The organism is Brevundimonas sp. (assembly GCF_003248455.1).
GTDB lineage: Bacteria > Pseudomonadota > Alphaproteobacteria > Caulobacterales > Caulobacteraceae > Brevundimonas.
Map to the genome: position 1 here is coordinate 48,800 of NZ_QFNM01000011.1, position 23,376 is coordinate 72,175.

General features: G+C 68.9%; 20 protein-coding genes. 10 read left to right on the forward strand and 10 right to left on the reverse strand.

Annotated elements, in window-relative coordinates; all coding sequences use genetic code 11:
• Positions 1 to 102: 102 nt before the first annotated feature.
• Positions 103 to 906, reverse strand: coding sequence for a ZIP family metal transporter (locus DI624_RS05940; protein ID WP_291536649.1), 804 nt, complete (start codon positions 904 to 906; stop codon positions 103 to 105).
• Between the two features lie 64 nt (positions 907 to 970).
• Between DI624_RS05940 and proB the strand changes: the two genes are divergently transcribed.
• From proB to DI624_RS05955, 3 genes are read left to right on the forward strand one after another with little or no spacing between them, the layout of a single operon-like run.
• Positions 971 to 2,128 (forward strand): glutamate 5-kinase, encoded by a 1,158-nt coding sequence (proB, locus tag DI624_RS05945; RefSeq protein WP_291536650.1) that lies wholly within the window; start codon positions 971 to 973, stop codon positions 2,126 to 2,128.
• Entirely contained in the window at positions 2,125 to 3,387 is a 1,263-nt protein-coding gene (locus DI624_RS05950) for a glutamate-5-semialdehyde dehydrogenase (RefSeq protein WP_291536651.1), read from the forward strand. Before proB ends, DI624_RS05950 begins: the two co-directional genes overlap by 4 nt.
• 36 nt (positions 3,388 to 3,423) lie before the next feature.
• Positions 3,424 to 3,633 carry an AbrB/MazE/SpoVT family DNA-binding domain-containing protein gene (locus DI624_RS05955; RefSeq protein ID WP_367142091.1) on the forward strand — a complete coding sequence of 70 codons (210 nt, stop codon included), beginning with the start codon at positions 3,424 to 3,426 and terminating at the stop codon, positions 3,631 to 3,633.
• 45 nt (positions 3,634 to 3,678) lie between these two features.
• On the opposite strand, the gene DI624_RS05960 is transcribed toward DI624_RS05955, so the two are convergent.
• The gene (locus DI624_RS05960; protein WP_291536653.1) at positions 3,679 to 6,111 is read right to left on the reverse strand and encodes a membrane-bound PQQ-dependent dehydrogenase, glucose/quinate/shikimate family; all 2,433 of its coding nucleotides are present in this window, start codon (positions 6,109 to 6,111) and stop codon (positions 3,679 to 3,681) included.
• Between the two features lie 228 nt (positions 6,112 to 6,339).
• Here DI624_RS05960 and DI624_RS05965 point away from each other — a divergent pair, with 228 nt between their 5' ends.
• The 5 genes from DI624_RS05965 (at position 6,340) to DI624_RS05985 (ending at position 14,569) form a co-directional block, all read left to right on the forward strand.
• A complete protein-coding gene (locus DI624_RS05965; RefSeq protein WP_291536654.1) occupies positions 6,340 to 7,767 on the forward strand; it encodes an NAD(P)-dependent oxidoreductase in 1,428 nt (475 codons plus the stop codon).
• The gene (gene gltB / locus DI624_RS05970; protein WP_291536655.1) at positions 7,764 to 12,317 is read left to right on the forward strand and encodes a glutamate synthase large subunit; all 4,554 of its coding nucleotides are present in this window, start codon (positions 7,764 to 7,766) and stop codon (positions 12,315 to 12,317) included. Before DI624_RS05965 ends, gltB begins: the two co-directional genes overlap by 4 nt.
• Before the next feature lie 35 nt (positions 12,318 to 12,352).
• The gene (locus tag DI624_RS05975) at positions 12,353 to 13,681 is read left to right on the forward strand and encodes an ammonium transporter (protein WP_291536656.1); all 1,329 of its coding nucleotides are present in this window, start codon (positions 12,353 to 12,355) and stop codon (positions 13,679 to 13,681) included.
• A gap of 149 nt (positions 13,682 to 13,830) precedes the next feature.
• The gene (locus DI624_RS05980; protein WP_291536658.1) at positions 13,831 to 14,253 is read left to right on the forward strand and encodes an Hsp20 family protein; all 423 of its coding nucleotides are present in this window, start codon (positions 13,831 to 13,833) and stop codon (positions 14,251 to 14,253) included.
• 64 nt (positions 14,254 to 14,317) lie between these two features.
• Positions 14,318 to 14,569: a DUF1150 domain-containing protein gene (locus tag DI624_RS05985; protein WP_291536660.1), complete on the forward strand. Its 252-nt coding sequence runs from the start codon at positions 14,318 to 14,320 to the stop codon at positions 14,567 to 14,569.
• A 12-nt stretch (positions 14,570 to 14,581) separates the two neighbouring features.
• Here DI624_RS05985 and ptsN read toward each other — a convergent pair whose 3' ends face one another.
• The 7 genes from ptsN to DI624_RS06020 form a co-directional block, all read right to left on the reverse strand.
• On the reverse strand, positions 14,582 to 15,046 hold the full coding sequence (gene ptsN, locus DI624_RS05990; protein WP_291536662.1) for a PTS IIA-like nitrogen regulatory protein PtsN: 465 nt from the start codon (positions 15,044 to 15,046) through the stop codon (positions 14,582 to 14,584).
• 79 nt (positions 15,047 to 15,125) lie between these two features.
• Positions 15,126 to 15,812 carry a ribosome-associated translation inhibitor RaiA gene (gene raiA, locus DI624_RS05995; protein ID WP_291536663.1) on the reverse strand — a complete coding sequence of 229 codons (687 nt, stop codon included), beginning with the start codon at positions 15,810 to 15,812 and terminating at the stop codon, positions 15,126 to 15,128.
• A 63-nt stretch (positions 15,813 to 15,875) separates the two neighbouring features.
• Positions 15,876 to 17,372, reverse strand: a complete 1,497-nt coding sequence (gene rpoN, locus DI624_RS06000) for an RNA polymerase factor sigma-54 (RefSeq protein ID WP_291536664.1) — start codon at positions 17,370 to 17,372, stop codon at positions 15,876 to 15,878.
• A 276-nt stretch (positions 17,373 to 17,648) separates the two neighbouring features.
• Complete coding sequence (gene lptB / locus DI624_RS06005; protein WP_291536666.1) at positions 17,649 to 18,443, reverse strand: LPS export ABC transporter ATP-binding protein; 795 nt, start codon at positions 18,441 to 18,443, stop codon at positions 17,649 to 17,651.
• A 27-nt stretch (positions 18,444 to 18,470) separates the two neighbouring features.
• On the reverse strand, positions 18,471 to 18,956 hold the full coding sequence (locus tag DI624_RS06010; RefSeq protein ID WP_291536668.1) for an LptA/OstA family protein: 486 nt from the start codon (positions 18,954 to 18,956) through the stop codon (positions 18,471 to 18,473).
• Between the two features lie 5 nt (positions 18,957 to 18,961).
• Positions 18,962 to 19,621 (reverse strand): LPS export ABC transporter periplasmic protein LptC, encoded by a 660-nt coding sequence (lptC, locus tag DI624_RS06015; protein WP_291536670.1) that lies wholly within the window; start codon positions 19,619 to 19,621, stop codon positions 18,962 to 18,964.
• Positions 19,622 to 19,628: 7 nt separating this feature from the next.
• A complete protein-coding gene (locus DI624_RS06020) occupies positions 19,629 to 20,243 on the reverse strand; it encodes a ribonuclease D (RefSeq protein WP_291536671.1) in 615 nt (204 codons plus the stop codon).
• 207 nt (positions 20,244 to 20,450) lie between these two features.
• Here DI624_RS06020 and DI624_RS06025 point away from each other — a divergent pair, with 207 nt between their 5' ends.
• Entirely contained in the window at positions 20,451 to 21,422 is a 972-nt protein-coding gene (locus tag DI624_RS06025; RefSeq protein ID WP_291536672.1) for a cation diffusion facilitator family transporter, read from the forward strand.
• 52 nt (positions 21,423 to 21,474) lie between these two features.
• Here the strand turns inward: DI624_RS06025 and DI624_RS06030 are convergent, their stop codons facing one another.
• On the reverse strand, positions 21,475 to 22,395 hold the full coding sequence (locus DI624_RS06030; RefSeq protein WP_314187875.1) for a LysR family transcriptional regulator: 921 nt from the start codon (positions 22,393 to 22,395) through the stop codon (positions 21,475 to 21,477).
• A 107-nt stretch (positions 22,396 to 22,502) separates the two neighbouring features.
• Between DI624_RS06030 and DI624_RS06035 the strand changes: the two genes are divergently transcribed.
• Positions 22,503 to 23,276, forward strand: a complete 774-nt coding sequence (locus DI624_RS06035; RefSeq protein ID WP_291536673.1) for an SDR family oxidoreductase — start codon at positions 22,503 to 22,505, stop codon at positions 23,274 to 23,276.
• The last annotated feature ends 100 nt before the right edge of the window (positions 23,277 to 23,376 follow it).

Consider the following 23,376-nt stretch of genomic DNA (forward strand, 5'->3'; position numbering starts at 1 on the left):
CGCCTAGCCCCTGGCGCCCGACCGCTTCAACCCCCGCCAGCCATGTAAATGGATGTAACGCCGCCGCGCCCGATCAAGGTCGGTTTCAGCGCCCGGCCTCGCCTATCCCAGGGCGATGTCCAGGAACATCATCCCCACCAGGCCGATCATCAGCCCGATCATCGAACCCTCTCCCTTGGACTTCTCGCGCGTCTCGGGGATGATTTCGGCGGTGACGACATAGATCATCGCCCCGGCCGCCAGACCCAGGCCCCAGGGCAGGGCGCCGGGGACCAGGCCCACCACGCTGGCCCCGATCAGGCCGCCGACGGGCTCGACCAGGCCGGACGCCAGGGCCGCCAGAAAGGCCGGCCAGCGCCCATAGCCCAGGGTCGCCATCGCCGCCGAAACGGCCAGCCCCTCGGGCATGTTCTGGATGCCGATGCCGACGGCTGTGGACAGCCCCTGCTGCATGTCGCCGCCGCCGAAGCTGACGCCCACGGCCGCGCCCTCGGGGAAGTTGTGCAGGGTGATGGCGATGATGAACAGCCAGATGCGCCGCGACAGGTCGCGCGATCCGGCCGGGCCGATGGCCAGCATATCGACCGGCGCGAACCGGTTCATCAGACCGATCACAGTCGCCCCGATCAACACCGCCGCCGCCATGATCCCCGCCGCCGCCCCTTGCCCGGCGCCGTCCGCCTGCAGAACGTCCACGCCGGGAATGATCAGCGAGAAAAACGAGGCCGCCAGCATCACCCCGGCGGCGAAGCCCAGAAGCGCGCTCTGGGTCTGCACCCCCGCCTTGCGGAAGAACAGCAGCGGGACGGCGCCGACCGCCGTCATCATGCCCGCCGCCAGACTGCCCAGCGTTCCGGCCAGGATTGGCGACAAGCCGCCGGAGGCTGGGAAAAGCGATTCCATCATTCGTCTGCATTGCGGCGCGATGCGGCAAGAGACAAGCCGGAAAGCGCGCGTTAGAAAAAGCGTCATGTCCCAGGCCGCCGCCCTGCCCCTGCGTCTCGACGCCGCCTCAGCCCTGCGCGGCGCGCGGCGCGTGGTGGTCAAGATCGGCTCGTCCCTGCTGATCGACCCCGCGACGCGGCGGCCGACGCGCGACTGGCTGACGGCGACGGCCGCCGACCTGGCCGCGCTGCGGGCCGAGGGACGCGAGGTGATCGTGGTCTCCTCCGGCTCCATCGCCCTGGGGCGGGGCCGTCTGCCGAAACTGGGGGCGCGGCTGGAGGACAAGCAGGCGGCCGCCTCGGTCGGGCAATCCCTGCTGATGGCCGCCTGGTCCGCCGCGCTGGAGCCGCATGGACTGGTCGCGGGCCAGGTGCTGCTGACGCGCGACGACACCGAGCGGCGCCGCCGCTGGCTGAACGCCCGCGCCACTGTCCAGGCGCTTCTGGCCCACGGCGTCGTTCCCGTCGTCAACGAGAACGACACGGTCGCCACCGAAGAGATCCGCTATGGCGACAACGACCGGCTGGCCGCGCGCACGGCCCAGCTGGCGCGGGCGGACCTGCTGGTGCTGCTGTCGGACGTGGACGGCCTCTACACCGCCGATCCGCGCCGCGATCCGACCGCCGTCCACCTGCCGCTGATCGAGAGCCTGACCCCGGACATCCTGGCCATGGGCGGGGGGGCCAACGCCGATGCGGGCGTGGGCACGGGCGGCATGGCGACCAAACTGGCCGCGGCCCAGATCGCGCGCTCGGCCGGTTGCGCCACCCTGATCGCCTCGGGCCAGACCCTGTCGCCGCTCGCCGCCATCCGCGACGGCGCCCGCGCCACCCTGATCGCCGCCCCCGACGGTCCCCTGGCCGCCTACAAGCAATGGATCGCCGGCAGCCTGTCGCCGGCCGGGACCCTGACGCTGGACCCCGGCGCCGTCGCGGCGCTGCGGGCGGGCAAGAGCCTGCTGCCCGCCGGAGTCGCGGGGGTCTCGGGCGGGTTCGAGAAGGGCGATTGCGTGCGCCTGATCGACGCCGACGGCCGCGCGGTCGGCGTGGGCCTGGCCGCCTATGCGGCGGACGAGGCCGCGCGCATCCGGGGCCGTCGCTCCGACGAGATCGAGGCCGTTCTGGGCTATCGCGGGCCCTCGGTGCTGATCCACCGCGACGACATGGTGCTAGACGACCGATGACCGACCTTTCGACCCGGATGCTGGAGATGGGCCGCCGCGCCCGCGCCGCTGCGGCCGCCTTGCGCGAGGCCCCCGCCGCCGCCCGCACCCGCGCGCTGTCCGCCTTGTCCGAACGGCTGGCGGCGGCCCAGGCCGACATCCTGGCCGCCAACGCCCGCGACGTCGCCGCCGCCGGCGACAACGGCATGAACGCGGCCCTGATCGACCGGCTGTCGCTGAGCCCGGCGCGCGTCGCGGGCATGGCCCAGGCCGTGGCGACCATCGCCGCCGTACCCGATCCCCTAGGCGTCGAGACCGAGCGCTGGACCCCCGCCAACGGCCTGGACATCGCCCGCGTCCGCACCCCCATCGGCGTGCTGGGCGTGATCTACGAGAGCCGGCCCAACGTCACCGCCGACGCCGCGGCCCTGTGCATCCGTTCGGGCAATGCGGCCATATTGCGCTGCGGTTCGGACTGTCTGCAGTCGTCGCTGGCCATCGCCGCCCTGATCGCGGAAAGCCTGGCCGAGGCCGGCCTGCCCGCCGATGCGGTGCAGTTGGTCGACACCCCCGACCGGGCGGCGGTGGGGATGATGCTGTCCGGCCTGGACGGCGCCATCGACGTCATCGTCCCGCGCGGCGGCAAGAGCTTGGTCGCCCGCGTCCAGGCCGAGGCGAAGACGGCGGTGCTCAGCCATTTGGAAGGGCTGAACCACACCTATCTGCATCGGGCCGCCGATGTGGAGACCGCCCGCGCCATCGTGCTGAACGCCAAGATGCGGCGCGTCTCGGTCTGCGGCGCGACCGAGACTTTGCTGGTGGACCGGGCGGCGGCGCGGCGCCTGTTGCCCCCCGTCGCCGCCGACCTGATCGCCGCCGGCTGCGAACTGCGCGGCGACGCCGAGGCGCTGGCCCTGGTCCCCGGCATGGTTCCGGCGCAGGAGGCCGACTGGCTGACCGAATATCTGGCGCCGATCCTGGCCGTTCGCGTCGTGGACGACCTGGAGGCCGCCGTCGATCACATCGCCCGCTACGGCTCGGGCCACACCGAGGCCATCGTCACGACGGACGCGGCCGCCGCCGAACGGTTCGCCGCTCGGGTCGATAGCGCCATCGTCCTGATCAACGCTTCGACCCAGTTCGCCGACGGCGGCGAGTTCGGCTTCGGCGGCGAGATCGGCATCTCCACCAACCGCCTGCACGCGCGCGGGCCGGTGGGCGCCGAACAGCTGACCACCTACAAATACGTCGTGCGCGGACAGGGTCAGATCCGGCCGTGACTTGAACGCGACGGGTTTTTTCCGCACCCTCGCAACATGATCACAAGTCGCGTGACATCAGGAGGCGAGACCACCATCCCGCACGAGATACGGGACGCATTGAACCTGCGCGGCGGCGAAGAGGTCCGCTATGACGTGCAGGGCGATACGGTCGTGCTGACCAAGGCGATGCAAGTGTCGGAGCCTTTTGCCGTTTTCGAAGAATGGCGGAGCGAAGCGGATCGCATAGCCTACGCCGAACTCTGACATTAGTCTCTCCCTCCCCCTAAGGGGAGGGATGACTGCTTCGCCTCAGCCGCGTTGCGGCAGGGCGTAGGCGATGACGTAATCGCCCTCCGGCGTCTCCATGAAGTGGTGGCCGGCGGCCACGATCACCAGATACTGGCGGCCGTTCTGCTCGTAGATCATCGGGTTGGCCTGGCCGCCCGCGGGCAGCACGTCGGACCAGATGGTCTTGCCGGTCTCGATGTCGATGGCGCGGATCAGGTCGTCGGTCGCCGAGGCGATGAAGATCAGCCCCCCGGCCGTGACCACCGACCCGCCGTTGTTCGGCGTGCCGATCTCCAGCGGCAGCATCGAGGGGATGCCGAACGGCCCGTTCTTGCGCGCCGTGCCGAAGGGACGATCCCACAGGGTCTTGCCGCTCTGCACGTCAATGGCGCGGATGCCGCCATAGGGAGGCTCCTTGCACAGCAAGCCGGTGAAGGGCATCCGCCAGCCGGCGTTGACGTCGATCGCATAGGGCACGCCCATCTGCGGATCGCCGGCGCCCTCGGCCTTGGACAGGTTGCCGCCCCGGTTGGCCATCTCCTTTTCGCGCTGGATGTAGCGGGGGTCGTCGCGCGGGAACCAGCCCAGCTTGTCGGCTTCGGCGCGCGGCACCAGCCGGTTGTAGTTGGGCATGTCGTTATAGTTGGCGACGATCACGCCGCGCCGCGGGTCCAGCGCCACGCTGCCCCAGTCCGAACCGCCGTTGTAGCCGGGATATTCGATCCAATGACGATCCGCGGTCGGGGCGGTGAACTGCCCTTCATAGGACGCCTTCTTGAACTGGATGCGGCAGATCATCTGGTCAATCGGCGACATCCCCCACATGTCCCGCTCTTGCAGATCAGGCTTGGCCAGGGTGTTGAACAGCGAATAGGGCTGAGTGCGGGCGCGTTGGGCCGGCTCGACCCCGCCGCCGGGGGCCGGACGATCCTCGACGCCGTGCAGCGGCTGGCCGGTGCGACGATCCAGCACGAAGATCTCGCCGCGCTTCGACGGCAGGATCACCGCCGGGGTCACGCCGCCGCCTGTCGGCAGATCGACCAGAGTGACCTGGGATCCCAGATCGTAGTCCCACACGTCGCGGCGCACCGTCTGATAGCTCCAGCGCGGCTTGCCGGTCGTGACGTCGAGCGCGACCAGGGCGCTGGAATACTGGTTCTCGGCCGGCCGGCGCAGGCTGGAATAGTAGTCGGCGGCCGAATTGCCCATCGGCAGATAGACCAGGCCCAGGGCCTCGTCGCCGGTCGCCGTCGTCCACATGTTGGGCGTGCCGGGCGTATAGGTCTGGCCCGCCGGCGGGGTGGTGGCGATGTCGGGCCGCATCATGTCCCAGGCGAAGCGCAGCTGGCCCGTGTTGACGTCATAGCCCTGGATCACGCCCGAGGCGTTCCAGCGCTTCTGGCCGTCCAGCACCTGGTGGCCGGTGACGATGATCCCGCGCACGACGACCGGCGCCGAGGTGATCGACACCATGCCCGGATAGGGGTCGCCCATGCCGGTCTTGATGCTGACCGCGCCATTGGACCCGAAGGCCTGACAGGGCGCGCCGGTCCGGGCGTCCAGGGCGATGATGCGGCCGTCCAGCGTGCCCTCGATGATGCGCGTGGCGCAGGGCTGGGCCGGATCGACGTTCGGCGCCGCGTAATAGGTCACGCCCCGGCAGGCGGCGGTATAGGGGATCTGATCGTCCGGCACGCGGGGATCATAGACCCACTTCTGCTTGCCGGTGTTGGCGTCCAGGGCGAACACCTTGTTGCGCGCCGAGCAGAGATAAAGGGTGTCGGCGATCTTCAGCGGCGTCGTTTCTGCGCCCCAGCGTTCGCCCGGCAGGTCGCCGGTGCGGAAGGTCCAGGCGCGCTGCAACTGGCCGACATTGTCCTTGTTGATCTGCGTCAGCGGCGAGAACCGCTGGGCGGCGTCCGATCCGCCATAGGCGGGCCAGTCCGCTCCGGCCTTTATCAGCGCCGGATCGCCGAAGGGACCGCGCACGCCAGGCACCGGGCTGTCGACGCCCGGCTTGTTGATCTGTCCGATCACCAGACCGAAAACCACCGTCAGAACCGCCAGGCCCAGGGCCCCGACGCCTGCCGTGCGGCCGCCGCCCCGACCGGGACGCAGCACCGGCAGCGTCGCCAGCACCAGGAACATCAGCACCAGCGGCCCGACCAGGCGCGGGATCATGGCCCAGCCGTTCGTCCCCTTCTCCCACAAGGCCCAGATCAGGGTCGCAAGGAAGGTCGCGCCATAGATCCAGGCGCCGCGCACGTCGCGATAGACAAGGAAAAAGCCCGAGACGATCAGCGCCAGGCCCGCCAGCAGATAATACCAGGAACCGCCAAGGACGGCGAGCTGAACCCCGCCCACGGTCAGCACCAGGCCGATCACGGCCAATAGCAGCCCGAGAAGCAGCGTCAGCCACCCTCCCAGGCCGGTCGGGGTTGTCCATCGAGGCATGATCGGGGTTCTCCTGCTTAGGTGAAGCTGCGGCAACGCTTGAGAGGCGGGGTGGTTCCTATCGCCGCACCGTCGGAACTAAACGCTGTTGCGCTGCGGCGGCTCTTTTTCGGCATCATTTGACGACAAAATGTCCCTTCTTGGATGATTTTTTCTTTCTGCCCGACTGAGAACGCCTCGCGGCAATAATATTTGCCTATGGCGCGGGCTTTGCGGCATATGCGAGATATGCACAAGACCCTGAAGCCAGGCGGGACTTTCGTCGTCGAACCCCGCCGCCTGTCCAAGGCCTCGGCCGAACTGCGCGCGCGCGGTTTCGGCGAGATCACGATTCCGCCCTCGACCGAGACGGCCGAGAAACAGGCGTCGCGTTGCACCGACTGCGGCGTGCCCTTCTGCCAGAACGCCTGCCCGCTTCAGAACAACATACCCGACTGGCTGCGCCTCTCTGCCGAGAACGAGGCGCGCGAGGCTTGGCGCGTCGCGTCCCTGACCTCGACCATGCCCGAAATCTGCGGTCGGATCTGCCCGCAGGACCGACTGTGCGAGGGGGCTTGCACATTGAACCAGTCCGGCTGGGACGCCGTGACCATCGGCTCGGTCGAGGCCTGGCTGGGCGATCAGGCCTTCGCCAACGGCTGGGTTGAACCGATCCGCCCGGCCGCCGAACGGGCCGAAAGCGTCGGCATCGTCGGCGCCGGCCCGGCCGGTCTGGCCGCCGCCGACCGTCTGCGCTCCGAGGGCTATCAGGTCACGATTTATGACCGCCACGACCGCGCCGGCGGCCTGCTGATCTACGGCATCCCCGGCTTCAAGCTGGAGAAGCACGTCGTCCAGCGCCGCGTGGATCGTCTGGCCGAGGGCGGCGTCCGCTTCGTGCTGGGCTGCGAGGTCGGCAAGGACGTGACCCTGACCGAACTGCGCGAGCGCCACGACGCCGTGCTTCTGGCCATGGGCGTCTATCAGCCGCGCACCCTGTCGGCGCCGGGACGCGGGCCGGATTCGACCGTGGCCGCGCTGTCCTATCTGACGCATCAGAACCGCCGCGACCTGGGCGACGCCGAACAGGACGGCTGGCGCGAGGCGCGCGGCAAGCGGGTGGTGGTCATCGGCGGCGGCGACACGGCCATGGACTGCGTCCGCACCGCCATCCGCCAAGGCGCGGCCTCCGTGACCTGCCTTTATCGTCGCGACCGCGAGAACATGCCCGGCTCGGCCCGCGAAGTGGTCAATGCGGAAGAGGAGGGCGTCGTCTTCGAATGGCTGGCCGCGCCCAAGGCCCTGCTGTCGCAAGGCGACCAGGTCACGGGCGTGCGCGCCGCGCGCATGCAGTTGACCGAGGCCGCACCGGGAGAACGTCGCGACATCGTGCCCGTGCCCGGCGCCGACTTCGACGTGCCGGCCGACATCGTCATCGAGGCCCTGGGCTTCTCGCCCGAGCCGTTCGCGGCGCACGAACCCGATCTGCGCCTGCGCGACGACGGCACGATCAAGGTCGGGTCTGTCAGCTTCGCCACCAGCCTGCCTGGCGTCTTCGCCGCCGGCGACGCGGTGCGCGGCGCTTCCCTGGTCGTGTGGGCCGTCCGCGAAGGCCAGGACGCCGCCGCAGAGATCGACCGCTACTTCAAGACCCGCACCGAGGAGGTCGCGGCATGAGCGCTCATGCAGGCCAAGGGCCGATAGCGCCCCAAGAGGGTGACTGGCTGAACAGGTACGAACAGACACGCGATCGCCTGGAGGCCGGGAACGCCTATGACCGCGCCTCCGAGCGCGACGCCTGCGGCGTGGGCCTGGTCTGTTCCATCGACGGCACGCCGCGCCGCGACGTGGTCGAATATGCGATCCGCAGCCTGAAGGCCGTGGCCCACCGGGGCGCGGTCGATCCCGACGGCCTGTCGGGCGACGGCGCCGGGATCATGGCCGAACTGCCGCAGGGCTTCTTCGCCGAACAGGTGGCCTCCATCGGCCAGTCCCTGCGACCGGGGCCCATCTGCGTCGGCCAGGTCTTCCTGCCGCGCACCGACCTGGGCGCCCAGGACCGCGCCCGCGCCATCGTCGAGACCGAGGCCCTGCGCGCCGGCTTCTGGATCTACGGCTGGCGTCAGACGCCCATCGACCTGTCGGTCGTGGGGACCAAGGCGGGCGCGACCCGGCCCGAGATCGAACAGATCATGCTGGCCCCGCCGCTGGACGACGCCGGCCAGCCGCTGGACGGCGAGGCGCTGGAGCGCGAACTGTATCTGTGCCGCCGCCGCATCGAGAAGACGGTCAAGACCGAGAACCTGGCGGGGGTCTATATCTGCACCCTCTCGGCCCGCTCCATCGCCTACAAGGGCATGGTCCGCGCCGAACTGCTGGGCGACCTGTATCCCGACCTGGAGGACCCGCGCTTCGTCTCGGCCTACGCCGTCTTCCACCAGCGCTATTCGACCAACACCTTCCCGGAATGGCGTCTGGCCCAGCCCTTCCGCATGATGGCCCACAACGGCGAGATCAACACGCTGAAGGGCAATCTGAACTGGATGAAGTCGCACGAGATCCGCATGGCCGCCCAGGCGTTCGGCGATCGCGACCGCGAGGTGAAGCCGGTGGTCCAGCCGGGCGGCTCGGACTCGGCGGCCCTGGACAACGTCATGGAGGTGCTGGTCCACGCCGGTCGCCCCGCCCCGATGGCCAAGGCCCTGCTGATCCCCGAGGCCTGGTCCAAGGACGACGTGGTCATGCCCGAGGCGCATCGCGCCTTCTACGCCTATTGCAATGCGGTGATGGAGCCGTGGGACGGCCCGGCCGCCATCTGCGCCGCCGACGGCCGCTGGATCGTGGCGGGCAAGGACAGGAACGGCCTGCGCCCCCTGCGCGCCGTCGAGACGGTCGACGGCCTGCTGATGGCAGGCTCCGAAGCCGGCCTGGTGCCGATCCCCGAGAGCCGGGTGAAGCGGCGCCTGCACATCGGCCCCGGCAAGCTGATCGCTGTCGACCTGAAGCACGGCCGCGTCTATGACGAGAACGAGGCTGTCGACGCCCTGTCCGCCGCCCACCCCTATGAGGCGTGGCTGGACAATATGGTCGATCTGGAGCCCATCATCGGCCCCGGGCCCGAACCGCGCTCGGTCTCGGGCGAGGCCCTGACCCGCCGTCAGATCGCCGCCGGATACAGCCGCGAGGACCTGGACCTGCTGCTGGACGCCCTGGTGCGCGACGGCAAGGAGGCGGTCGGTTCGATGGGCGACGACGCCCCGCCCGCCGTCCTGTCGGCCCTGCCGCGCCCACTATCGCACTATTTCCGCCAGAACTTCTCGCAGGTGACGAACCCGCCCATCGACCCCTTGCGCGAAGCGGGGGCCATGAGCCTGAAGACCCGGTTCAAGAACCTGGGCAACATCCTGGCCGAGGAAGAGGCCCAGACCGACGTCTTCGTGCTGGACAGCCCCGTCCTGACCAACGGCATGTACGAACGGATGATCGAGACGGTCGGCGCCGGTTCGACCGTGGTCGTCGACTGCACCTACGCCGCGCCTTCGGATGACGCCCGGCCAGGGGCCGGTCTGCGTGCGGCGCTGGACCGGATCATGGACGAGGCCGAGGCCGCCGCCCGCGACGGAGCGGCCCTGATCGTGCTGACGGATCAAGCGGGTTCGGCGGGTCGTCTGGCCGCGCCGATGATCCTGGCGACCGCCGGGGTCCACGGCCGCCTGACCAAGGCGGGCCTGCGGTCCTACTGCTCCATCGTGGTCCGCACGGCCGAGACGCTGGACCCGCACGGGTTCGCCGTTCTGGTCGGGGTGGGCGCCACCACCGTCAACGCTTGGTTGGCCCAGGACCTGTTCCAGGAGCGTCTGGACCGGGGCCTGTATCCCGGCCTGACGCTGCGCGACGCCTGTCTGAACTACAAGGCGGGGATCGAGGCGGGCCTGTTGAAGACCCTGGCGAGGAAGGGGATCAGCGTCATCTCCGCCTATCGCGGCGGGTGCGAGTTCGAGGTGCTGGGCCTGTCGCGGGCGCTTACGGCCGAATTCTTCCCCGGCGCCCCGTCGCGGATTTCCGGCATCGGTCTGGCCGGTCTGGAGCAGGCGGCGCTGAAGCGTCACCGCATCGCCTGGGGGGAGGCTGCGCCCTCCCCCGCCATCGGCGGCTTCTTCAAGATCCGTTCGGGCGGCGAGGCCCACGCCCACGAGGCCAAGACCATCCACCTGCTGCAGGACGCCTGCAACCGGGGCGACTATCGCCGGTTCAAGCAGTTCTCCGAGGTCGTCCGCGCCCAGGCCGACCTTTCCTTACGCGACCTGCTGGACTTCCGCGAAGGGACGCCCATCCCCATCGATCAGGTCGAGAGCGTGTCGGACATCCGTCGCCGCTTCCTGACCCAGGCCATGTCCCTGGGCGCGCTCGGCCCCGAGGCGCACGAGACGCTGAACATCGCCATGAACCGCATCGGCGCCCGCTCGGTCTCCGGCGAAGGCGGCGAGGACCCCGAACGCTATCACCCGCGTCCCAACGGCGACGACGCCAACTCGGCGGTGAAGCAGGTGGCGTCCGGCCGGTTCGGCGTCACCGCCGAATATCTGAACCAGTGCCGCGAGATCGAGATCAAGGTCGCGCAAGGCGCCAAGCCCGGCGAGGGCGGCCAGCTGCCCGGCTTCAAGGTCACGGAATTCATCGCCCGGATGCGCCACGCCGTGCCGGGAACCACCCTGATCTCGCCGCCGCCGCACCACGACATCTATTCGATCGAGGATCTGGCCCAGCTCATCTACGACCTGAAGGCCATCAACCCCGATGCGCGGGTGACGGTGAAACTGGTGTCCGCCTCGGGCATCGGGGCCATCGCCTCCGGGGTGGCCAAGGCCAACGCCGACGCCATCCTGATCGCCGGCCACAACGGCGGCACCGGCGCCTCGCCCCAGACCTCGATCAAGCACGCCGGCCTGCCGTGGGAGATCGGCCTGGCCGAGGCCCATCAGGTGCTGACGCTGAACAATCTGCGCGGCTCGGTCACGCTGAGGACCGACGGCGGGGTCCGCACCGGCCGCGACGTGGTCATCGCCGCCATGCTGGGCGCCGAGGAATACGGCGTCGGCACCGCCGCCCTGATCGCCATGGGTTGTCTGATGGTGCGCCAGTGCCATTCCAACACCTGCCCCGTCGGCGTCTGTTCCCAGGACGAGCGCCTGCGCGAGAAGTTCACCGGCACGCCCGACAAGGTCGTCAACCTGTTCACCTTCATCGCCGAGGAGACGCGCGAAATCCTGGCCTCCATCGGCGCGCGCACGATGGACGAGATCATCGGCCGCACCGACCTGCTGCGTCAGGTGCGTCGTGGCGGTTCGCACCTGGACGACCTCGACCTGAACCCCCTGCTGGTTCAGGTGGACGAGGGCGCGGCCGGCAAATGGGCCGACAAGACGACCCGCAAGCCCATCGCCGACAGCCTGGACGCCGCCGTGCTGAAGGACGCCGTGCGCTTCCTGGATCGCGGCCAGACGCTGGAACTGTCCTATCCGCTTAACAACACCCAGCGCACGGTGGGCGCCGCCCTCTCCTCCGCCATCGTGCGGCGCTTCGGCGCGCAAGGCCCGGCCGGTCGGCTGAAGCTGCGGCTGGAAGGCATCGCCGGCCAGAGCTTCGGCGCCTTCGCCGCCAAGGGTCTGGAGCTGCATCTGACCGGCGAGGCCAACGACTATGTCGGCAAGGGGCTGTCGGGCGGCGAAATCTCGATCCGCACCCCCGAATGGCGCGAGGATCAGCTGATCTGCGGCAACACCACGCTTTATGGCGCGACATCCGGCCGTCTGTTCGTCGCTGGGGCGGCGGGCGAACGGTTCGCGGTCAGAAACTCGGGCGCCGAGGCGGTGGTCGAAGGCCTAGGCGCCCACGGCTGCGAATATATGACCGGCGGACGCGTCGTCGTCTTGGGGTCGGTCGGCTGGAACCTGGCGGCGGGCATGAGCGGCGGCGAGCTGTTCGTGCTGGATCGGCCGGGCCATGCCGAACGCGCCCTGAACGGCGACCTGGCGGGCGTCGCCGACATCGACGCGGACGCGGCCGACCGGCTGAAAACCCTGGTCGAGGCCCATCTGGCCTCGACCGGATCGCCCCTGGCGCGTCGCCTGCTGGGCGACTGGGACGCCGCCCTGCAACGCTTCGTCCGCATTGTTCCGCTGACGGAGATTGTCACCCGGTCCGAACGGCTTAAGACTTCGGCCTGAGCCCGTTTTCTTCCTCTCTTCCCCGAGACGAACCCATGACCCGACCCGCCGTCCTCGCCGCCCTCCTCGCTGCGGGGGCGGCGTCCGCGGCGTCGCCCGCTCTGGCGGCGCCCGCCTTGGCCGCACCCGCCCTCCTGGCCCACCAGGCGCCGCTGGCCCTCGACCCGGCGGCGACGGCCTGGATCCTGACGTCGACGGCCCTGGTCCTTTTGATGACCCTCCCGGGCCTGGCGCTGTTCTATGGCGGCATGGTCAGAAAAAAGAACATCATCAGCGTCATCGCCCAGTCGGCGGCCGCCTTCGCCATCGTCTCGGTGCTGTGGTTCCTGGTCGGCTATTCCCTGTCGTTCGGAAAAGGACCGGCGGCGGTCGACGGTCTGATCGGCGGGGTCCAGGCGGCCTTCCTGAACGGGGTGACGATGCAGACGGCCAACGGCCTGCTGCCCGGCCTGCCCGAACTGCTGTTCGTCAGCTTCCAGATGACCTTCGCCATCATCACCCCGGCCCTGATCGCCGGCGCCTTCGCCGAGCGGATGAAGTTCTCGGCCAGCCTGCTGTTCTTCGGCCTGTGGCACCTGATCGTCTATGCGCCGATCTGCCATCAGGTCTGGGGCGGCGGCTATTTGGGAAGCCTGGGCGTGCTGGATTTCGCGGGCGGGGCGGTGGTGCACGTCAATGCGGGGGTCGCCGGCCTGGTCTGCGCCCTGGTGCTGGGGCCGCGTCACGGCTTCGGCCGCGACAACATGGCTCCCGCCAACCTGGTCTATAGCGCCATAGGCACCGGCCTGCTGCTGGTCGGCTGGCTGGGCTTCAACGCCGGATCGGCGGGCGCCGCCGACGCCCTGGCCGCCGTCGCGGCCTTCAACACCATCCTTGCCGCCGCCGCCGCGGCGCTGGGTTGGATGACCGTCGAATGGTTCGACCGCCGCCGCCCGACCCTGCTGGGCCTGTTGTCAGGCATCGTCGGCGGCCTGGTGGCCATCACCCCCGCCGCCGGCTTCGTCGATCCCAAGGGCGCCTTCTTCATCGGCCTGATCGCCGGCCCGGCCTGCTATGCGGGCGCGGTCTGGCTGAAGCACGCGCTGAAATACGACGACAGCCTGGACGCCTTCGGCGTGCACGGAATCGGCGGCGTCGTCGGGGCCCTGCTGACGGGCCTGTTCGCCACCACCAGCGTCAACGCCCTGGCCGAGGGCGCCACCGTCTGGAAACAGGCCGTCGGCCTCGCGGGCGCCATCGCCTGGAGCGCGGTCGGCACCTTCGTCGTCCTGATGATCTGCAAGTTCACCACGGGGCTGCGCGTCAGCAAGGACCAGGAGGTCGAGGGCCTGGACTACACCCAGCACGGCGAAGCCATCCACTAGGGGCGTCACGCCGTCCGGCCGCCTCGAACCTGGAGAGGGCGCCGCATGACGGTTGATCCCGCCCCCCTCCGCCCCCATCTTCATCTGTGACGGAGCGTCTTGCCGATTGCGGGAGACGCCTTCGTCGGTCGCTTTTCCAAGGACCCCAGATGACGACGACGCGCACCATCCTGTTCGACAGCCCCTTCCTGCTGGGTTTCGACCATACACGCGCCCTTATCGACCGCGCCGCCAAGGCGGCGGTCGAGAGCTATCCGCCCTACAATGTCGAACAGATCGGCGATGCGGGCGTGCGGATCAGCTTGGCCGTCGCGGGCTTTTCGCCCGACGAACTGGCCATCACCCTGGAGGGCCGCCAGCTGACCATCGCCGGGAAGCGCGACGAGGCCGGCCGGGGCGAACAGGCCTTCCTGCACCGGGGCATCGCCGCGCGCGGCTTCTTGCGCAGCTTCGTCCTGGCCGACGGGCTGGAGGTGTCCGGCGCCCGGCTGGAGCACGGCCTTCTGCACGTCGACCTGATCCGGCCCGAGGCCGAGCGTCAGGTGCGGCGGATTCCCATCACGGCCGGCTGAAAAAGGCGGCCATCCGAACCGCCCGGCGATCCGGGCGTTGTAAAACACGAAGGAGGCGGTCCTAATGACGCCGATGACCATGACCAAGGAAGATTTCGCCGGCCTGGGCGCACCCGATCTCGTCTATGTGCGCGAGATCAAGGCGTCGGACCTGCTGGAGGAAGCGGTGCAGATGAAGGACGTGCACATCGACCCCGGCCAATCGCTCTACGCCGTCCACAGCGCCGACGGCGAACGCCTGGCGGTCATGATCGACCGCGACACCGCCTTCGCCGCCGCCGTCGCCCATGAGCTGGAGCCCGTCTCGGTCCACTGACCGAAGGGGCGGTCAGGCGGCGGTCGCCGCCTTGTCCTTGACGAACAGAGCCTTGACGGCATCCGTCGTGCGCGCCTGACGTAGCTGTTCGCGCAATTCGGGAGAGCGCAGGGCCCGCGACACGGCCGCCAGCGCCCGCAGATGCTCGGCCCCCGCCTTGGGCGGCGCGAACAGGCCGAAGATCAGATCGACGGGCCGGTCGTCCACGGCGTCATAGGCGACCGGAGTGTCCAGCCGCACGAAGACCGCCATCACCCGGTCGATCTCGGCCAGGCGCGCATGGGGCACCGCCACCCCCGACCCCAGGCCGGTCGAGCCCAGGGCCTCGCGCTCCATCAGGGCGTCGAACACCTTGGCCTCGTCAACCCCCAGGGCGTGCGATGCGGCTTCGGACAGGGCGTGCAGGGCCTGGCGTTTGGACGACGCCCCGCCGCGCAGCACCACGCCCTTGGGCGCGAGCAGATCACCGATGTCCATCAGACAACCCTCGATTACGCACAACGGACGGCGCGGGCGCCCCTTTAGAGACTCCCGCGCCGAAGTCAAACTGGGCCGGTCAATTCACGGCGCCGCCCGCCAGGGCGTCGTCGGCCTGGACGTCGTTGGTCTTGCCGTTGGCCGCCACCGTTCGTTCGGGATCGATCCAGCCCACATTGCCGTCCGGACGGCGATAGACCACCGCCAGGCCGCCGTGGGCCGCATTGCGGAACAGCACGACCGGGTATCCGGTCATGTCCAGCTCCAACACCGCGCGGCCGACCGTGATGGTGCGGATCTCGTGCTCGGTTTCGGCGATCACCATGCCCAGGGGCGGCGGACCGTCGTTTTCTGTCGCATCGCCGAAGACCTCGTCGTCGACGCTGTCGGGGTCCCTCAGCACGATGCTGCGGGCGACTTCGCGGGCGGCGTTCTCAGTCTTCTCGGGCGACAGGCCCTTGGGTCCGATGTGGTGGTCCTTCAGTCGACGCTTGTAGCGGCGCACCCGCTTTTCCAACCGATCCAGCGCCTCGGTGAAGGCGGAGTGGGCGTCGCCGCCGAACCCGGTCGTCACCAGGGTCTGACCGGACGCCAGCCGGACCCAACAGTCGACCTTGAAGCCGTGGCCGTCCTTGGACACCACGACCTCGGCGTCGTCGCCGCCGCGGGCGAAGTATTTTCCGACCCCTTCCTCGAGTTCCTGGGAGATGCGCGAGCCTAACGCTTCGCCGACATCCACTTGCTTGCCGCTGACTTGGACTTGCATGTCGACAGAACGCGCCCGACCCGATTTGGTGTCAATCGGGATCACCGTTTTGTGGTCGCCCCGTCAGACGGTCCTCAACATCCGCCGACGCTGAACGGACGACGGAATTCTCAACGCTTCCCGGTACTTGGCTACGGTGCGGCGGGCGATGTCGACGCCCGCCTCCTTCAGGATCTCGACGATCCGGTCGTCGGACAAAACGTCGCCCTCCAGCCCCTCGCCGTCGATCATCGTCTTGATCCGATGACGGACGGCTTCGGCCGAATGGGCGGCGACGCCGTCCACCGACTGGATGGCGGCGGTGAAGAAGAATTTAAGCTCGAACACCCCGCGCGGCGTGGCGACATATTTGTTGGAGGTGACGCGGCTGACGGTCGATTCGTGCATGCCGATGGCGTCCGCCACCGTCTTCAGGTTCAGCGGTCGCAGGAACTCCACCCCGAAGGCGAAGAAGGCGTCCTGCTGGCGCACGATCTCGGACGAGACCTTCAATATGGTCTTGGCCCGCTGGTCCAGCGATTTGACCAGCCAATTGGCCTGGGCGGCGCATTCCGCGACGAAGGTCTTTTCGGTGTCGGACCGCGCCCCCGCCTGAACCAGGCCGTGATAGCGCTTGTCCACCAACAGGCGCGGCAGGGTGTCGGCGTTCAGCTCCACCCGCCAGCCGCCGGCCGGGTCGGGGCGGACATGGACGTCGGGCACGACCGTCTGGGCCGGCTCGCCGCCGAAGCCCGCGCCGGGGCGCGGCGTCAGGGCCTTGAGCTCGGCGATCATCTCGGCCAGGTCTTCCCCGTCGACGTCGCAGACCCGGCGCAGGCCCGCCAGATCGCGCCGCGCCAACAGCTCCAGATTGTCCAGCAGGGCCGCCATGGCCGGATCGAAACGGTTGCGCTCGATCAGTTGCAGCTTCAGGCATTCCGGCGCCGACCGGGCCATGACCCCCGTCGGCTCGAACCCGTGGCAGACGGCCAGCACCGCCTCGATCCGCGCCAGCGGGACGCCCAGCCGGTCGGCGAACTCGGCCAGTTCGCCGCGCAGATAGCCGCCCTCGTCCGTCGCGTCGATCAGGGTCAGGGCGATGGCGTGGTCCACCGCCGTGAACCCGGCCGCAGACGCCTGGGCCTGAAGATGCTCCCACAGGGTCGGCTCGTGCGCGTCGGGCCGTTCGCTCTCGCCCTCGAACGTCTGGCCGCCCTTGCCGGCGCTGGACCAGTCGGACAGCCCCGGCTGGGCCTCGTCGGTCATCCGGTCGCTGGTGCGTTCGCCCGGCGCGGCGTCGCCATAGACGTCGTCGGAACCAGCGTCCATCGCGGCGGCGGAGCCTTCGCCCACCCCGTCGCCGAACGCCATTTCGCCGTCGCCGGCCTTGATCCGCTCGGCCGGTTCGGGCGCTTCGCCCTCCGGCTCCTCGCGTTGCAGCAGCGGATTGCGTTCCAGCTCCTGCTCGACGAAGTCGTCCAGCTCCAGGTTCGACAGTTGCAGCAGCTTGATCGCCTGCTGCAGCTGGGGCGTGATGACCAGCCCCTGCCCCTGCCTGACCTCTAACCTCTGCCCGATCACGTCCGAAGAATCCCGCCTTCTGGGCCAAACTGGCCCGGAACTTGCTGGAGCAGAATGTCGCCTGATCGGTTAACGCGAGACGAACGCGGCCACGCCTATCTTTCGTCATCCTCCGGCAAGCCGCGCCTTCGCGGCATACCGGTGGCCCAGCGGCGGCGAAGGCGATGTTCAGGCCGCAAGATGTTCGAAGATCTGGCCCGCGACAGGTTCGCGCTCACGCGCGCCGCTGGGTTCCCCGGTCTCGCTACGCTCGCCGGATAATGACGAAAGCATCCATCAGATGTAATTCTCGCCCAGATACACCCGGCGCACCTCGGCGTCGTTGACCGCCTCGTCCGACGTGCCTTCGAACAGGACCGCGCCGTTGGAGATGATCGAGACCCGGTCGGTGATGTCCAGGGTCTCGCGCACATTGTGGTCGGTGATCAGCACGCCGATGCCCTGGCTGGCCAGATAGCGGATCACGGTGCGGATGTCGGCGATGGCCAGCGGGTCGATGCCGGCGAAGGGTTCGTCCAGCAGCATGAAGGACGGCCGCCCCGCCAGGGCGCGGGCGATCTCCACCCGTCGCCGCTCGCCGCCCGACAGGGCGGTGGCCTGGGCGTGGCGCAGATGGTCGATATGCAGTTCGTTCAAAAGCCGATCGGTCTCGGCCGTGATCTGATCGCGCGGGTAATTCAGCTCGACCACCGCCCGCACGTTCTTCTCGACCGTCATGCCGCGAAAGATCGAGGCTTCCTGCGCCAGATAGCCCAGGCCCATCCGCGCCCGCTGATACATGGGCTGGCCGGTGATGTCCTCGCCGTCCAGCCAGATCGAGCCGGAGTCCGGCGGGATCAGGCCGGTGATCATGTAGAAGCAGGTGGTCTTTCCCGCCCCGTTCGGGCCCAGCAGCCCCGCCACCTCGCCGCGCCGCACGGTCAGGGACACGTCGCGGACCACCTGCCGCGCGCCGAACGCGCGGGCGATATGCACGACCCGCAACCCCTTTTCGACAGGCGAGACGACGGGCGCGGGCGCGGGCGCCGGCCGGTCGTCCAGATTCAGGGCGGAGAGTTCCTTGCGCGCCAAATTATTCAATCCCGAGGCCGGACGGCCTCAGTTCCCGCTGGGATAGAAGACGCCCTGCACGCGGCTGCCGGCGCCGCCGCGCGGCGCCCCGTCCATCCGGGCGGTCTCGGTGTTGATGTTGTAGACCAGGCGCGATCCGGTCAGGACGTTGCGCCCCTGGGTCAGGATGACATCGCCCGTCACCACGATCTCGCCACTGCCCAGATTATAGACGGCGCGGTCGCCGCGCATCGACTGGTCGGGGGTGACGAAATAGACGGTTCCCGCCGCTTCGGCCCGCTCCAGAGCGCCGCCGTCGCCGCTGACCAGGGTCAGGGTGTCGGCACGGAAGCGGTTGCCGCCCTGGGTCGCCTCGGCCCGGCCGCGCAGGATCACCCGGTTCGGCGCATATTCCACCGCATCGGCGCCATAGGCCACCGGCTGGCTGCTGGCGTTCGACTGGGCGTCCCCGACCGCGGGCAGGGCGACGATCGCCACGGCCGCGACGGCCGCCAAAGCGCTGCAAATCTTCATCGTCATCATCGGCCTGCACCCGCGGGCGTCAGAACGCCCTTCACCTTGTTGTCGCCCGCGCCCTTGAACACCACGCGCTGGCCCTGATCGTAGATGGCATAGGACGATGCGTTGATGGTTCCAAGAGGGCCGGCCCCCTGAACGCCCTTCGAACCCGTCACCACTCCGGTCGTGGTGTCGACCACCGCCTCGGGCGTGGTCAGGACGAAGCCGGTTCCGCCGTCGGAAATCCGCACATTCGGACCGATGACGACGGTCCTGGCCTGTTCGTCATAGGTCCCGCCGTCGGCGGTCAGCTCCGTCACCTTGCGCCCGCCCAGGTTCAGCTTCAACGCCGGGCCGATCAGGCGGAACTTGCCGGTGTCGGGGTCGCGCACCGCCCCTTGGGCGCCGACGGTGAAGGCGCGCCCTTGCGAATCCTGGCCGTGGAACAGGGGGCTGTCCAGCCGCACCTCCTGGCTCTGGCTGGCCTTGCGCTCCACCCCCGACATCACGGTGCGGAACACGGTCCAGGTCAGGACGCCGCCCGCCAGCACCAGGATGACGATGGGCAGCACCCGGCGATACAGCCTGACCCGGCGCGAGCGCGCGCGCCAGCGGGCGCCGGCCAGGGCGACCCTGGCTTCGTCAGCCTCGATGCGGGACGGATCGACGGGGTCGGTCAAGCGCGCCTCAGCTGTGGGCGAAGATGTCGTCCTCGTCCCAGCCGGCGAGGTCGAGCGCCGAACGGGTCGGCAGGAAGTCGAAACATTTCGCGGCCAGATCGGCGCGCCCTTCGCGCGCCAGCATCTGGTCCAGCCTGGCCTTGGCCGCATGCAGATAAAGAACGTCAGAGGCCGCATAATCCAGCTGCGCCGGGGTCAGGACGTCGGCGCCCCAGTCCGACGACTGCTGGGCCTTGGACAGGTCCACCCCGACCGTCTCGCGCACCACGTCCTTCAGCCCGTGCCGGTCGGTGTAGGTGCGCGCCAGCTTGGAGGCGATCTTGGTGCAGTAGACCGGCCGCGTCTCGACCCCCAGGTGCAGCAGGAACATGCCGATGTCGAAACGACCGAAGTGAAAGATCTTGGTCACGGCCGGGTCCGTCAGCACCCGTTTCAGGTTCGGACAGTCGTAGCCGGGTCGGGTCAGCCGCACGACATGGGCGTTCCCGTCGCCCGACGACAGCTGCACCACGCACAGCGGATCGCGCCGGAAACGCAGGCCCATCGTCTCGGAATCGACAGCGACCTCGGCCCCCAGGTCCAGATCGTCGGGCAGGTCGCCCTCGTGCAGGTAAACGGTCATGCTGAGGCTCTTACACGGCGAACGCGGCGGACGAAACAAGCTACAGCGACGCCGAACGTCTTCCGCCCGCCTTCACGGAACGGCCTCAAGCCGCCCCGGGCCGCGCGTGGCGAACGGCGTCGCGGAATCGGTGGCCTTCCGGCATGCCGCCCCGAAAGTGCGCCATTGAACACATGCCCAAGGCAGTTCATGGCTAGGAGAGATTTCATGTCTGGCCCGCCCGCTTCCTCCGGCGCAACGCACATCAAGGCGAACATCGTCCTCTACGGGGCGCTGGCCGCCAATCTCGGCATTGCGGTCGCCAAATTCGTGGCGGCGTCGATCAGCGGTTCGTCGTCGATGCTGACCGAGGGCGTCCACTCGCTGGTCGACAGCGGCAATCAGGTTCTGCTCCTATATGGGCAGCATCGCGCCAAGACGCCGGCCGACGCCGCGCATCCCTTCGGTTACGGTCGCGAACTGTATTTTTGGGCGTTCGTGGTCGCGATCCTGATCTTCGCGGTCGGCGCGGGGGTTCCGATCTACGAGGGCTGGGCGCACATCCAGGCGCCAGAGCCGCTCCACGACCCGGCGATCAACTATATCGTGCTGGCGATCGCCTTCGCGCTCGAGGGCGGTTCCTGGACCACCGCCGTCAAGGAGTTCAACGGCAAGCGGCGCGGCGTCGGCTGGTGGAGAGCGATCCGCCGGTCGAAGGACCCCGCGGCCTTCACCGTCCTGTTCGAGGACAGCGCGGCCTTGCTTGGACTAGGCGTCGCCGCCGCCGGGGTTTGGGCCAGTCACGCCTATGGCGACCCCCGGATCGACGGCGTCGCCTCCATCGGCATCGGCCTGATCCTGGCGCTGGTCGCCGTCCTGCTCGCGCGCGAAGCCAAGGGCCTTCTGATCGGCGAAAGCGCCGATCCCGCGCTGATCGCCCAAATCCGGTCGATGATCGAAGGGCGCGTCGAGATCACCGCCGTCAACCATGTGCGGACCATCCATACCGCGCCAGACGCCGTCTTCGTCGCCATCAGCGCCGACTTCGACGACCGCCTCCTCATGGGCGAGGCGGAGGCGCTGATCGAGGATATGGAAGCCGCGCTGAAGGCGGAGTTTCCGCAACTCACATCGATCTACGTCCGACCGGAGAAGGCGCGAGACGCCGTCCAAGGCGGAAAGGGGTTGAAGGGCGCATGACCCCAAGGCGCGATCGGAAGGAAAGCGGCGGCAGGCGCTTTTGGCGAAAGCCTCACAGGATCTCGCGCCTGAGCAGGGCGTCCAGCCAGTCGGCGAACAGTTGAAGTCGCCGCGAAAGATGCTGGCGATGCGGATAGAGCAGCGCCATCGGCAGGGATTGCGCGCGGTGTTCCGGCATCACCTCGACCAGTTCGCCCGCCTTCAGATGGGCTTTCACGTCATAGGCCGGAATCTGGATCAGGCCGAGACCGGCCAGACAGGCGGCGATATAGGCCTCCGCGCTGTTGACGATCACCCGGCCGCGCATCGGCGTGGTGCGGACTTCGCCCTTGTCGACCCACTCCCAATCCTCCACCCGCCCGCTTGAAGGCGAGGCGTAGCGCACCGCCAGATGGGATGGCAGATCGTCAGGGCGCATCGGCACGCCATGCCGGGCCAGATAGGCCGGGCTGGCGACGTTGACCAGCGGAAGTTCCCCCACGGCGCGGGCGATAAGCCCGGAATCGGCCAAGGGTCCGACGCGCACCACGCAGTCGATGCTGTCCTCGATCAGGTTCACGGCGCGATCGGTGACGCCCAGGCTGATCTCGATTCCGGGATAGCGATCCAGGAATTCCGGCAGCGCCGGCGCGATGATCAGCCGTCCGATCCGTCCAGGCACGTCGATGCGCAACAGGCCGCTGGGCCCGGTCGTCTCCTGGCGGAACAGGCCTTCCGCCTCCTCGACGTCGGCGATCACGCGCAGGCAGCGCTCGTAGAAGGTGACGCCGTCCGGGGTGGGCGCGACGCGGCGGGTCGTGCGATGCAGCAGGCGCGCGCCGACCCGCGCTTCCAAGTCCTGGATCGCGGCCGACACCGACGATCGCGGCATGCCCAGCAGGTCCGCCGCCCGGGTGAAGCTGGCGCACTCGACGACGCGGACGAAGGTTCTGAAAAGGTCGATACGGTCCAGGAGCCGGCTCCATTGTTCGATCTGGCCGACATGTCATGTCAGACTGAGCGGCTTTATGACAACAATCGGAACGGTAGTCTGCGGTACGCCGGGTCGGCCGCGACTCCGGCCCATCGCAGGAGACAGGCATGACCGACCACAGCATCACGGGCAAAACCGTCCTCATCGCGGGCGGCGCGAAGAACCTCGGCGGGCTCCTCGCCCGCGATCTCGCGGCGCAGGGCGCCAGGGCCGTCGCGATCCACTACAACACCGGCGCCACGAAGCCGGCCGCGGACGAGACCGTCGCCGCGATCAAGGCGGCCGGCGCCGAGGCCGTCGCCTTTCAGGGCGACCTGACCACGGCCGGCGCGGTCGAAGCCCTGTTCGCCGACGTCATCGCCGCATTCGGCAAGCCGGACATCGCCGTCAACACCGTCGGCAAGGTGCTGAAGAAGCCGATCGTCGAGATCAGCGAGGCCGAGTATGATGAGATGACGGCGGTGAACTCGAAGACCGCCTTCTTCTTCCTCAAGGAGGCCGGCAAGCACCTCAACGACAACGGCAAGGTCTGCACCCTGGTGACGTCGCTGCTGGGCGCCTTCACGCCCTTCTATGCGGCCTATGCCGGGACCAAGGCGCCGGTCGAGCATTTCACGCGCGCGGCCTCCAAGGAGTTCGGCGAGCGCGGCATCTCGGTGACGGCGATCGGGCCGGGTCCGATGGACACGCCGTTCTTCTACCCGGCCGAAGGCGAGGACGCGGTCGCCTATCACAAGACCGCCGCCGCCCTGTCGGCCTTTACCAGGACCGGCCTCACCGACATCGAGGACATCGTCCCCTTCATCCGTTTCCTCGTGTCCGACGGCTGGTGGATGACCGGCCAGACCATTCTCGTCAACGGCGGCTATACGACCAAGTGAGCCGGGGGTCCGCTGGACCGCCGGCCGCGCATGAGGGTCATGCGGCGGCGTTGGAGGCCCTGACGCTGTGGCATAAGCCGCTTCTGGCTTTGCGAACGTC